This window comes from Clostridium sp. CS1-1 (genome assembly GCF_056135525.1).
The window spans coordinates 2,003,575-2,015,000 of the sequence record NZ_CM148680.1; the positions used below are offsets into that span (position 1 = coordinate 2,003,575).

General features: G+C 31.0%; 13 protein-coding genes. 7 read left to right on the top strand and 6 right to left on the bottom strand.

From position 1 onward, the window contains the following. Positions 1-95 precede the first annotated feature (95 nt). The 3 genes from AC0N0V_RS09335 to AC0N0V_RS09345 all read right to left on the bottom strand — a co-directional run bounded on the left by AC0N0V_RS09335 (position 96) and on the right by AC0N0V_RS09345 (position 2,606). On the bottom strand, positions 96-1,073 hold the full coding sequence (locus AC0N0V_RS09335) for a DUF2156 domain-containing protein (RefSeq protein WP_474463694.1): 978 nt from the start codon (positions 1,071-1,073) through the stop codon (positions 96-98). 395 nt (positions 1,074-1,468) lie between these two features. Beyond that, positions 1,469-2,020: a GNAT family N-acetyltransferase gene (locus AC0N0V_RS09340; RefSeq protein ID WP_474463695.1), complete on the bottom strand. Its 552-nt coding sequence runs from the start codon at positions 2,018-2,020 to the stop codon at positions 1,469-1,471. A 124-nt stretch (positions 2,021-2,144) separates the two neighbouring features. After that, a complete protein-coding gene (locus AC0N0V_RS09345; protein ID WP_474463696.1) occupies positions 2,145-2,606 on the bottom strand; it encodes a YbaK/EbsC family protein in 462 nt (153 codons plus the stop codon). 305 nt (positions 2,607-2,911) lie between these two features. Here AC0N0V_RS09345 and nirJ1 point away from each other — a divergent pair, with 305 nt between their 5' ends. From nirJ1 to ahbB, 4 genes are all read left to right on the top strand, one after another. Then, complete coding sequence (gene nirJ1 / locus AC0N0V_RS09350) at positions 2,912-4,072, top strand: putative heme d1 biosynthesis radical SAM protein NirJ1 (protein ID WP_474463697.1); 1,161 nt, start codon at positions 2,912-2,914, stop codon at positions 4,070-4,072. An 18-nt stretch (positions 4,073-4,090) separates the two neighbouring features. Then, positions 4,091-5,095: a putative heme d1 biosynthesis radical SAM protein NirJ2 gene (gene nirJ2 / locus AC0N0V_RS09355; protein WP_474463698.1), complete on the top strand. Its 1,005-nt coding sequence runs from the start codon at positions 4,091-4,093 to the stop codon at positions 5,093-5,095. A 75-nt stretch (positions 5,096-5,170) separates the two neighbouring features. Beyond that, complete coding sequence (gene ahbA / locus AC0N0V_RS09360; protein ID WP_474463699.1) at positions 5,171-5,626, top strand: siroheme decarboxylase subunit alpha; 456 nt, start codon at positions 5,171-5,173, stop codon at positions 5,624-5,626. A gap of 2 nt (positions 5,627-5,628) precedes the next feature. After that, on the top strand, positions 5,629-6,102 hold the full coding sequence (ahbB, locus tag AC0N0V_RS09365) for a siroheme decarboxylase subunit beta (RefSeq protein ID WP_474463700.1): 474 nt from the start codon (positions 5,629-5,631) through the stop codon (positions 6,100-6,102). A 65-nt stretch (positions 6,103-6,167) separates the two neighbouring features. On the opposite strand, the gene AC0N0V_RS09370 is transcribed toward ahbB, so the two are convergent. After that, the gene (locus AC0N0V_RS09370) at positions 6,168-6,827 is read right to left on the bottom strand and encodes a hypothetical protein (protein ID WP_474463701.1); all 660 of its coding nucleotides are present in this window, start codon (positions 6,825-6,827) and stop codon (positions 6,168-6,170) included. A gap of 186 nt (positions 6,828-7,013) precedes the next feature. On the opposite strand from AC0N0V_RS09370, the gene AC0N0V_RS09375 reads away from it, so the two are divergent. Further along, positions 7,014-8,024, top strand: a complete 1,011-nt coding sequence (locus AC0N0V_RS09375; RefSeq protein ID WP_474463702.1) for an asparaginase — start codon at positions 7,014-7,016, stop codon at positions 8,022-8,024. A gap of 28 nt (positions 8,025-8,052) precedes the next feature. On the opposite strand, the gene AC0N0V_RS09380 is transcribed toward AC0N0V_RS09375, so the two are convergent. After that, the gene (locus AC0N0V_RS09380; RefSeq protein WP_474463703.1) at positions 8,053-9,015 is read right to left on the bottom strand and encodes a DMT family transporter; all 963 of its coding nucleotides are present in this window, start codon (positions 9,013-9,015) and stop codon (positions 8,053-8,055) included. Between the two features lie 298 nt (positions 9,016-9,313). On the opposite strand from AC0N0V_RS09380, the gene AC0N0V_RS09385 reads away from it, so the two are divergent. Together AC0N0V_RS09385 and AC0N0V_RS09390 are read left to right on the top strand one after the other, a co-directional pair. Continuing rightward, positions 9,314-10,738 carry a S1C family serine protease gene (locus tag AC0N0V_RS09385; protein ID WP_474463704.1) on the top strand — a complete coding sequence of 475 codons (1,425 nt, stop codon included), beginning with the start codon at positions 9,314-9,316 and terminating at the stop codon, positions 10,736-10,738. Positions 10,739-10,806: 68 nt separating this feature from the next. Beyond that, entirely contained in the window at positions 10,807-10,941 is a 135-nt protein-coding gene (locus tag AC0N0V_RS09390; RefSeq protein WP_474463705.1) for a hypothetical protein, read from the top strand. 47 nt (positions 10,942-10,988) lie between these two features. On the opposite strand, the gene AC0N0V_RS09395 is transcribed toward AC0N0V_RS09390, so the two are convergent. Continuing rightward, the gene (locus tag AC0N0V_RS09395; protein WP_474463706.1) at positions 10,989-11,384 is read right to left on the bottom strand and encodes a hypothetical protein; all 396 of its coding nucleotides are present in this window, start codon (positions 11,382-11,384) and stop codon (positions 10,989-10,991) included. Positions 11,385-11,426 lie beyond the last annotated feature (42 nt).

Sequence of the window (11,426 nt, forward strand, 5' to 3'; positions counted from 1 at the left end):
TTGTATTCTAATTTTATCATGAAAGTGTAAAATTTAACATGATAAAATTAAAACTTGAGCCTATATTGTGATAAGCTCAAGCTAAGTACTTGTGATTATAGTAAATTTACAGAATACTTTTCTTCAAGTTTTAGTGGATAATAGGACTTTTTAGCTTTTCTTAATCCTTCTATACCTAAATCTTGCTCTCTATTAATATATTTTACAGAACTTAAATATTCTTGTGCGAAAACTTTATTTATGAAGGAATAAATTCCTCTTATATCTTGTATTCCTTTTTCTATATAAACAATTGCTGTATCTTCATTTACACATTCGCCAATTGTAAAAGCAGATACAATGCCATCTACATAAACAGCAATTCCTTTTTGGTTAAGTTCATCCATATGATTTATCAATTCCTTAATACCTTCTAGTTCATAAGAAAGATATTCATCGTCACTGTATTTCTCGGCATGCCAAGCTTCAGCAGCCTTTATACAATCATCTTTTACAAAAGGATCAGAGAAATCTTTTACTATATAATTATAGGTTTTAGTAAAGTAATTAAAATGATTTTTTTTACCATGAAGCTTTTTACCAGATAATGTAGCTAGTTTTTCTCTGTCATATATATAATCAAAATTATCTGTGTCTTCTTCAATTACAGCCTGGTCACCATAAATCTCCTTTATATCCTCTAAGAAGGGTTTCTCTATATCTTTAAATAGATAATCCATTTTATTTTCTATTTTGTATTCTTTTAATTTTTCAACTAATTGTTTAAGGTTATCTCTTGTATAGCCTATAGGTTGCATAAAGTGATATTTTCCTTTGAAATCTCTTTTCTTTATAATTAACACACCATCATATACTGTATATTGAATATCACAACCTTTTCTCCAAATAAGAAGATTAGCAAAAGTATACTCACTAGTAGTAAATGTATGTTCATTTAAGTATTTATCAAAAACATGTTTATCTTCAAAAGTTAAAGGGTAAAATATAAGGTTATTTGAGTTTAAAGTTTTTATTTGTCGTATATCATTATAAACGATTATGTCACAAAGATTAGTTGGATGTAATGTTAGCATATAAAATACTCTCCTTATCTCATCTGTAAATTTAAACAAATTTCATATTTAAATCAATTCTCATAAATGTTTACAGTTATGTAAACGTGAAAAATTGCATAGACTTGAAACTATGCAATTATTTAAAATTTAGCTAATACACAGTAAGGATTTACTGCTAAATGATGTTTATATGATTTTAATAAAAAACCAAAGAATTAATTACAAAATTTGCTTATTATACAAGTTTATTATATAACTTTATATATATAATAGTGAAGTATGCACTTTTAGGTTTTATGGTATAAAAAATATACTACTATATATAATAATAATACTTAGAGTTTTTTTTGCAAACATTGATTATAGTAGAAAAATAACGTTAAATTAAGCGTTTCATAGAAGTAAAGGTTTTACTACCTTGTTTCTTCCCATTCTGGTCTCAAAATACCATAAAGGTACATATCATACCTATTTCCATCTCTGAATATAAATTCTCTGTAAGTTCCTTCTCTTTTAAAATGAAGACTCTCATATAATTTTATTGCTGGTTTGTTATAGGATAATACATTAAGTCCAATTCTATGTAAATTTAATTCTTGAAAGCCGAATTCCATAGTAAGTGCTAGTGCCTCTTTACCAATACCCTTACCTCTACAAGAATTATCTCCTATGCCTATGTATATCACAGCAGCGCCATTGTTCCAAAGGATATTTTCAAATCCAGTTACGCCAATGAATTTGTTATCTTCTATAGTTCTAATGGCAAATATGTATCTATCTTGCGCACCTCTTATTTCTTTTAGCATTTCACTAAGTTCAATTTTACATTTTGGTACTGCTGCAATCATATCATAAAGCCTTAAAAAATTCACATCATTATACCATGACTCAAAAATAGGTAAATCCTCTTCTTTTAATGAAGTTAATCTTACATTATTGCCTTTTAATAGATTTTGTATTAACATTTTTACACCTCATGTCTACATTTATAGATTAATAGAATCAGGTATATTATAACTTATTATATATAATATATACAATATGATAGAGTTCTTTAGTTGTCAGTGGATAGCAGTTGACTAAATAGGCTTATGCCTCACATACATCTATCCACTCACCATTAGTTATATTCTGCATTTTTTGAGGTGTTATTTTAAGTGCAGCATTTACAGCACCAGCAGCTGGGTAAACGTGCTCAAATTCTTGTAGTGATACATCTAGATAAATGTTTAAAGAGTTTTTTAAACCAAAAGGACATACTCCTCCAACTGGATGTCCTGTAACTTCTTCGACTTCACTCAAATCTATCATTTTTGCTTTTGTACTAAAAAATTGTTTATATTTTTTATTGCTAATTTTGGCATCACCACGAACCACAACCAAAATATCCCTATCCTTTAATCTAAAAGCTAAGGTTTTTGCTATTAATTTAGGTTCTACTCCAATAGAACTTGCCGCTTGCTCTACTGTTGCTGATAGTTCACTTAACTCGAAAACAGGGTCTTCTTGTGTCCTTTCTAAGAAGAAGTTTCTTACACTCTCTATACTCATTCTATTCCTTCTTTCAATAATTATTTTTTACATATAAGTTTATTTTATAGATTTAATATTGTCAAGTGCTGGGTTTTATGGGAAAAAGTAAATAAAGAAACTAAAGCATTATAAACATTGTTATAATGCTCCTTTATATTTTTGATTTTCAAGTGATTTGTTAAACTTTTGTTTCAGAGGAATTTAAGAAGAATAGCTATAATAAGATAATATTAAAGAAAAATATTTGTTATAGATTCTAAATTCTATAGCAAATATAAGTTGAAATACTTATATCAATTAATATAAATTTGAGGAGATCAAGAATGATTAGTGTAACTAAATTACTATGTGAATCTAATAATTATGGAGATAGTCTACGCTATGTTGAAGGAGCTGCAAAGGAAAAACATGGAGTTAGTGCAGGAAGAGGGCCTGTGGTTGTTTGGAACTGCACTAGAACCTGCAATTTAAAATGTGTTCATTGTTATGCAGACTCGGAAAATAAGAAGTACGAAGGTGAGTTAACTTTAGAAGAAGGAAAAAATTTCATAGATGATTTAGCAAATTTCAAGGTGCCTGTAATACTTTTTTCCGGTGGAGAGCCTCTTATGAGAAGGGATATCTTTAGTTTACTAGAACATGCCGGTAAATATAATATTAGAGGTACTATTTCAACCAATGGAACACTTTTAACAAAGGAGGTATGTACTTCATTAAAGAAGTTTAGAGTTGGTTATGTAGGAGTTAGCTTAGATGGAATAGGCTCAAAACATGATGAATTTAGAAGGACAAAGGGATGTTTTGATAAGGCTCTAATTGGAATACAAAATTGTTTACAGAGTGGTCAAAAAGTTGGACTAAGGTTTACAATTAATCGTCACAATTTTAATCAATTAGAAGATATTTTCAGATTAATTAAGGAAGAAAATATTCCAAGAGTATGTTTTTATCATTTAGTCTACTCAGGCAGAGGAAGTGAAATGATAAAAGAAGATATTACGCATGAAGAGTCACGATTGGCAATGGATTTAATAATGAGGAAAGCTTTAGAGTTTGGGCCTAAAGTAGAAATTTTAACTGTAGATAATCATGCAGATGCAGTTTACTTATATATGAAAGCAAGAGAAGAGTATCCTCACTTATCAGAAAAAATATGGAATCTCCTGAGTGCAAATGGGGGTAATAGGTCAGGTATGGCATTTGGAAATGTAGACTTTCAAGGAAATGTACACCCAGACCAGTTTACTTCGCACTATACATTTGGAAACATAAGAGAAAGAAAGTTTAGTGATATATGGAAAGATAGTTCTAATCCAATTCTTACAGGGCTTAGAGAGAGAAAGCCACTATTAAAGGGGCGCTGCGGTAATTGTAAGTGGTTATCTGTTTGTAACGGGAACTTTAGAGCACGTGCAGAGGCGGTTACAGGAGATTTCTGGGAATCTGATCCGGCATGCTATTTATCCGATGAAGAAATTAATTAAATGAGAAGGAGGTAATGTATGATTATATCCTGGAATACGACTAATAAGTGTAATATGTATTGCGAACATTGTTATAGAGAATCTGGCCAAGAAGATAAGGGGGAGCTAACAACAGATGAGGCAAAGGATCTTTTAAGGGAAATAGATAAAGCAGGGTTTAAAATAATGATATTTTCAGGTGGGGAGCCTTTGATGAGAGAGGATATTTTCGAGCTAATTAGTTATGCAACTAGTTTAGGATTAAGACCGGTTTTAGGTACAAATGGATCGCTTATTACGAAAGAAGTTGCAATGAAGCTTAAAAAAGTGGGGCTTAGAGCTGTGGGCATAAGCTTAGATAGTTTAAATGCAGATAAACATAGTGAGTTTAGAAAGTATAAGGAAGCTTGGAAGGATACTGTATACGGTATGAGAAACTGTAGAGATGTAGGCTTGTCATTTCAAATTCATACTACAGTTATGGATTGGAACAAAGATGAACTACTTCATATTACAGATTTTGCATACGCAATGGGAGCACAAGCTCACCATCCCTTCTTTTTAGTCCCAACTGGAAGAGGAGCAAATATTGAAAAAGAGGCTTTAGATTTAGAAGATTATGAAGGTTTGCTAAGATCAATTATGGAGAAGCAAAAAGAAGTTAGCATTGAATTAAAACCAACTTGTGCCCCTCAGTTCATGAGAATTGCAGAAAGTATGGGGATGAATCTAAGATTTAGCAGGGGGTGCTTAGCAGGGATAAGTTACTGCATAGTAAGTCCAAAAGGCGATGTGCAAGCCTGTGCTTATTTAAAGGAAACGGCAGGTAACATTCGGGAAATTCCATTCAGTCAAATTTGGAGAGAAAGTAAAATTTTTAATGAACTTAGAACATTAGATTATAAGGGAAGCTGTGGTAGTTGTAAGCATAAGAAAATTTGTGGAGGTTGTAGGGCAAGAGCAGCATATTATAATGAAGGAGACTACATGGCAGGAGATGACTTATGCAGTTGTTCACCAAAAGAATATAAAGTTATAAACTAAAAACTGGCGTTACAAATTGGAGTATATTAGCAATTATTCTGCATTATAAATAAACGATATAGGAAAGGTGAGTTAATGGAGGCGTTAGATAAAAAGGTACTAAATAGCATTCAAGAGGATTTACCTATAAATAATAGACCTTTTTCAGATTTAGGAAAACAATTAGGCATATCAGAAGAAGAAGTTATTTTTAGAATACAAAAACTAAAAAAGGCAGGGTATATTAGAAGATTTGGTGGAATTTTTAATTCAAAAAAACTTGGGTATAGCAGTACTCTGTGTGCAATTAGTGTAACAGAAGATAAAGTTGATGAAGTGGCGACAATAATAAGTAAGTATGATGAAGTCACTCACAACTATATAAGAGAGCATCATTATAATATGTGGTTTACTGTAATTGCACCTTCGGAAGAAAGAATAAACGTAATTTTGGAGGGCATTAAAGAGAAAACTAACATTCAGGATATAATCAATTTACCTTCAGTTAGATTATTTAAGGTAAAAGCTGCTTTTAAGCTTTCGGAGGAATAGCTATGATAAGTGATTTACAAAAAAGGATTATTAAAAGACTATCATCAGATTTACCTATTTTACGAGAGCCCTATAAAGAAATAGCTAAAGAATTAGGGATTTCAGAACATGAATTAATAACTAATCTTAATGACTTAAAGGAGAGGGGGATTTTGCGAAGAATAAGTGGAGTTCTCTATCACAGGCAAGCTGGATATAGTGCTAATGCAATGGTTGTGTGGATAATACCAGAAGATAGAATAGAAGAGATAGGCAAAATAGTGTGTGAATTTAGCGAAGTTACTCATTGTTATCAAAGGCCTACTTTCCCTAATTGGCCTTATAACTTTTTTACTATGGTTCACGGTGAAACAAATAAGCAATGTGAAGGCATAATCAGAAGGATTGCAAACATAATTAGTATTTACGACTATGAAGTTTTGTATAGTACAAGGGAACTTAAAAAAAGTAGCATGAAGTACTTCCAATATCTGTAATGGGGTCAGACCCCATTGCAGATGTTGGAAGTACTAATTGTTAGCCCTATTTATTATGGTATCACTTATTTATAGTTTGTAATTATCATAAGTTTATCAAAATATACATAGTTAAAAATTCCATTACTATCAATGTTATTTGTTGTGAAACCAAAGTCGGTATTTATGGAAGAACTATTTATCTTTGTTTTAGTTAAGCTTTGAAGGAAATCATTAAAAATTACTTCCTTTACATCCTCCCAAGAAGATTCTATTTGATTAATTTTGCAGTAGTTTAAAAAGACATCATAAGTGCATATTACTTTGTAATTTAAAAATATACCGTTATATAGGCTTATCTTTATGTCTCCAATTTTTTGGTTATCTGAAACAGTATTAATCATCTCAATTTGGTATTTTGTTAAGTTCGGAAAGCTATTATAAATAAATAAGTCTTTCACAGGAAGATAATTAAATAATAATTTATGGCTGTTGCTACAGATAAATGAAAAAATAAAATCCTTATAAACCAACACTTCTTCTGTAAAACCATAATCCGTCTCTAATATCCTGATTTTGTTGGAACTCTTGTAAGCCTCCATAGCAAATTTGTTAAACTCAAGATTTTTATCATCTAAGTTATTAGAGTAAGGCCAATAATTATGAAAAGCATTGTTGGTGTTTGAAAATTTAAATTCTCTTTTATTTACGTTGATAATATAAATAATAAACACCTCCCTCTTCATTTAACAATCTCTTATAAAATTATATAAATTACTATATTATATTATATGAAAGATAGACTAATACTGTTAATCTATGAAATTTTATGAAAATTGAAGGAAATACAAGCAAAAGTCATACATGTTAAATAGACTAATAGTAGGAGAAATTTTAAAATATAGAATTAAATTTTGGGGAGTGAGATTGTTATGTCAGAAATTCTTGTAAACGTTACCAGAGGACCTTTGGTTGAAAGTATTCATAGAGGTGATATAGCAGTAGTTAATAGCAAAGGGAAGCTTTTGTATTCCTTTGGAGATCCCTATAAGATTACTTATATGAGATCGGCTTCAAAGCCAATTCAAACCTTAAACGTGATTTTAAGCGGTGCAGCAGATAAATTTAACTTTAATGATGAGGAAATTTCTATTATGTGCGCATCTCACTATGGTGAGGAATTTCACAGAAAAGTTGTAGAGAGAATTATGAAAAAGATGGGACTCACTATATCCAATTTGCGCTGTGGCGCTACCCTGTCTCTAAGCGACGAGTATGCCAAAAAGCTAATTTGGAATCATGTCACTCTTGATCCTACTAATACAGATTGTTCTGGAAAGCATGCTGGAATGCTATCAGTTTGTATACACAAAGGATATAGCGTGAATGATTACAATTTAGAATCTCATCCATTACAAAAAGAAATTAAGAAGATAGTAGCAGAACTATGCGAGATAGCTGAAGAAAAGATCTATATAGGCATAGATGGTTGTACTGTTCCTGTTTTCGGAATTCCTTTATATAATATGGCGTTAGGTTTTGCTAAAATAGCTAATCCAAAAGAACTAAGTGAGGAATATAGAGGTTCTTGTGAGAGGGTTTTCAAAGGAATGGTTAATGCTCCAGAGATGGTAGCAGGTACCAATGGTTTTTGTACTGAACTTATAAAAAACTCTCATGGAAAACTTATAGGAAAACTTGGAGCAGAGGGAGTTTACTGTATTGGAGTTAAGGACAAGGATCTTGGCATAGCTCTAAAGATTGAAGATGGAGCATATAGAGCCGTATGGCCAGCTGTTCTAAAATGTTTACAAGATTTAAATGTATTGGATAAGGATGAAGTTAAATTACTAGAAAGATTTAGAGTGGGGAAAAATCTTAATAATGTAAAGGAAGAAGTGGGAGAGATTAGAGCAGTATTTGAACTTAAAAAATTAGTTTAGGATATGAAAGAAGTATAGGACAACATTCCTATACTTCAACTTCCTCTATTTCTTTGATTTTCACAGTTTTTTCTATTAGGGCTTTACTCTTTAATCCAAAATAGGTAGTTCCCCAAACGCCCACTAGTATCATAATAGAACCAATAAGATGATAATATCTAAATTTTTCATGCAATATTATGACTCCAGCTACTATGGACACTATTGTAGAAATATTTGCAAAAACTGCTGATTTTGATGCTTCAATTTTAGATAATGTAAAGTTTACTAAAAAGAATGCAATTACTGAAGATAAAATTCCTAAATATATAATAGAAATGATAAAATCTCTATTTTTCAGTGGTTCAAAATAAAGATTTATAGTACTCATAGCAGCATGCTGTATAAGTGAAATCACGTTAAAGGTAACAGCAGCTAATCCCATCATAAAATAAGTTATCTCCATAGGTTTAAAGTTTGATGAAAGCTTTCTGGACATTATGTTAAAAGCTGCAGCAGACAATACAGTAATTATAAGAAGAAGAATCCCAAGTATACTTGTGCTACCTGAGTCTGTACTGTCCATAAATGCTATAAAAGCAACTCCTAAAACTGAGATTACTATGAAAACAGATTGAGTTTTAGACGCCTTTTCATTAAGAAAATATGAAGCAAGTAGTGTAACTACTACTGGAATAAGTGCGATCATAATTCCTGCAAGTGAGGATGATGAATGTTTAATTCCATAGGTTTCGAATATAAAGTAAATAACAGGCTGCGTTAAGGCAAGAAAAAATAAGTTTTTTATAGGTTTATTTTTGTAATCAACTTTAATGATCTTTAAAAACACAAGAAAGGTCATTATCAAAAAAGCCGTTGAAAATCTAAAAGATAATAAACTAAAGGGTGAAGCTACATTTAAGGCTTTCTTTGAAAATAGGAAACTTAAACCAAATATCAAAGATGTTGTTGTAGCTGATAAATAAGGTAAGCAACTTTGTTTTTTTAACATATTTTCCTCCAGGAATTTAAGAATTTTTTTACATACAGATATATAATACAATCAAACATTAGTATATTGCAATAAAGAATTTAAATTTAATTGTAATGATTAAATTTTCAGTTATAACTCGAAATATTATGAATTGTTTTGGTAGTTGTTAAATAAGTGTTAAGTAACTGTAACAAAAGTTTAAAAACTAAATATAATAAAGTGAAGGGATAGTTTTATGATTCACAATTACCAATAAACACACTTCAGTTTTTATATTGGTTTCAAGTTACATATCAATTAAAAAAGGAGTGAATCTATGACAAAGAAAAAGATATTTTCCCTTTCTATTATTATAGTCTTTATAGCTTACATTGCTGCCTCTCTAATGATTGTGAATAAGAAACCTGACATTTCAAAGATATCGAAAGCTCAACAGATAGCTGAGTATAGCAAACCTGCAGTAGTTCGTATTGTTAGCGGTGCAATGATTCAATGGAAGTATACTCCGGACTATGATTACTATTTCTATTACCTAGATTCAGCAATAATGGAATACCTAAAGTCTACATCATATCAAACTATGGATATTGGTGCTGGGTCTGGAGCGATTATAAGTCCTAATGGATATATTGTTACTAATGCTCATGTGGTGGAAATCGCGAAGCTTGATAATGCTCAAATTATAAAGAATGAAATAGCACAGATGAGTGTTGCAATATCGCAGGCGTTTAATTCAAGTTATGGAGTTAACTTTAAACCAGATGCGTTAGCTGCGTATTTAGAGACGCACCTAAAAGCAATAAAAGTAGAAAAAGTCATAAAAGTAATTCTTCCAGGCGGTGGAGAATTTTTAGATGGTGAAGTAAAAAGCTATGGTGCACCTGTAGGAGAAGGTAAAGATGTTGCAGTAATAAAAATAGAAAAAAATAATCTCCCTTCTATTATGCTTGGAGATTCGGAGAAGGTTCAACTTCAAAATAATGTGTGGTTATTTGGATATCCGGCAGCAGCAGACTCACAGCTCTTATCTAAAGAATCTATTCTTGTAGTTTCAATAACAGATGGGAAAGTTTCTGCAGTAGATAAAAAATCTTCCCAAGGAGCACCAGTGCTTCAAATTAGTGCAGCGGCTACTCATGGCAATAGTGGAGGACCTGTTATTAATGAAGATGGTAAAGTTGTAGGACTTTTAACCTTTAGAAGCGAAAATAACCCAAAAGAAACCCAAGGATTTAATTTTGTAGTACCAGTTAATACAGTATCAGAATTTGTAAATCAAGCAGGGGCAAAAAATGAGGAAGGGGCCGTTAACAAGTTATATAAGGAAGGATTACAGTTGTACTGGGGAGAATATTATAAAGATGCTTTAGTTAAATTTGAAGCTGTACAAAGACTTAACTCAAATCATTCAGAAATTAAAAAACTTATATCCGATTGTCAGCAAAAGAGTTCTGAAAGTAAAATTTTATGGTCAAAATATAAGAATGTTACTCTTGCTACAGATGCAATAGCTTTAGCTTGTATAATAGCGTTAATCTACTTTGGATTTATAAAGAACAAGAAGGAAAATGGTGTGAAAGAAAATAGAAATAAAGGGATATTAAAAGATACTACTAATGAAGATGTGACTAAGAATCAGAATGGTGACAATTTACAAAAGGTTAGGTTAAGAAAAAGTCGAATATTGTATATTACCAAAAAAGAGGTAAAGGATGATAATGAAGATAAGGACAAAAATTAACTGCTACTAATACAGTGAATAAAAAATCTTTTTAGGGTCAATTTAACCTTAGAAAGGAGAGTGGGGAAATGAAAGATAAACACAGGAAACTTGATAATAAACAAGCTAATAAGAATACAAATAGAAACAAGAAACTATTTTCTGATCCAGAATACATTGAAAAAGCCGTGGATAAAATAATGAATATAATAGAAGAAAGGTAAAAATGAAAGGGGCTTGAATAAAGTATTCAAGCCCCTAGTAATATTTTTTAGTCTTCGTATCTTATAGTCAAGCATATTATAGTTCTTATAATTCTAATAGCTTCTCTACGAGTTAATCCAGCGTTTAATAATGCGTTTAGAACTTCTGGATTATTTCTTAATATTTGGTTTAATATTCTGTCTACCATTGGGTCTCTTCTACAAGGTATATTGCCTGTTGTAGTTGTTCTAGTTGTTCTAGTTGTTGTAGTTCTATCTGTTGTTGTTTCATTTTCAAGTATATCTCTAATACCCTCTAGGTCTTGAATTATATGATTAATTAAATCTGCTAATTGATCATTTGTGCTTGGATTTGTTGTTTGTGCCCCTAAAACTTGATTTTGTGCTTGTGTCCCCAAAACTTGACTTGGTGATTGTCTTCTTGAATTATGATTTGAACCCATAAAGAACCCTCCTTATTTTCTTTTGTCAATTTATAATATGCT

Bases quoted from the DNA above. Each gene is read 5' to 3' on its own strand.
- ahbB (WP_474463700.1), top strand. From the start codon at position 5,629: ATGATAAGTGATTTACAAAAAAGGATTATTAAAAGACTATCATCAGAT.
- AC0N0V_RS09345 (WP_474463696.1), bottom strand. From the start codon at position 2,606: ATGAGTATAGAGAGTGTAAGAAACTTCTTCTTAGAAAGGACACAAGAA.
- AC0N0V_RS09340 (WP_474463695.1), bottom strand. From the start codon at position 2,020: ATGTTAATACAAAATCTATTAAAAGGCAATAATGTAAGATTAACTTCA.
- AC0N0V_RS09390 (WP_474463705.1), top strand. From the start codon at position 10,807: ATGAAAGATAAACACAGGAAACTTGATAATAAACAAGCTAATAAGAAT.
- ahbA (WP_474463699.1), top strand. From the start codon at position 5,171: ATGGAGGCGTTAGATAAAAAGGTACTAAATAGCATTCAAGAGGATTTA.
- AC0N0V_RS09395 (WP_474463706.1), bottom strand. From the start codon at position 11,384: ATGGGTTCAAATCATAATTCAAGAAGACAATCACCAAGTCAAGTTTTG.
- AC0N0V_RS09370 (WP_474463701.1), bottom strand. From the start codon at position 6,827: ATGAAGAGGGAGGTGTTTATTATTTATATTATCAACGTAAATAAAAGA.
- AC0N0V_RS09335 (WP_474463694.1), bottom strand. From the start codon at position 1,073: ATGCTAACATTACATCCAACTAATCTTTGTGACATAATCGTTTATAAT.
- nirJ1 (WP_474463697.1), top strand. From the start codon at position 2,912: ATGATTAGTGTAACTAAATTACTATGTGAATCTAATAATTATGGAGAT.
- AC0N0V_RS09380 (WP_474463703.1), bottom strand. From the start codon at position 9,015: ATGTTAAAAAAACAAAGTTGCTTACCTTATTTATCAGCTACAACAACA.
- AC0N0V_RS09375 (WP_474463702.1), top strand. From the start codon at position 7,014: ATGTCAGAAATTCTTGTAAACGTTACCAGAGGACCTTTGGTTGAAAGT.
- nirJ2 (WP_474463698.1), top strand. From the start codon at position 4,091: ATGATTATATCCTGGAATACGACTAATAAGTGTAATATGTATTGCGAA.
- AC0N0V_RS09385 (WP_474463704.1), top strand. From the start codon at position 9,314: ATGACAAAGAAAAAGATATTTTCCCTTTCTATTATTATAGTCTTTATA.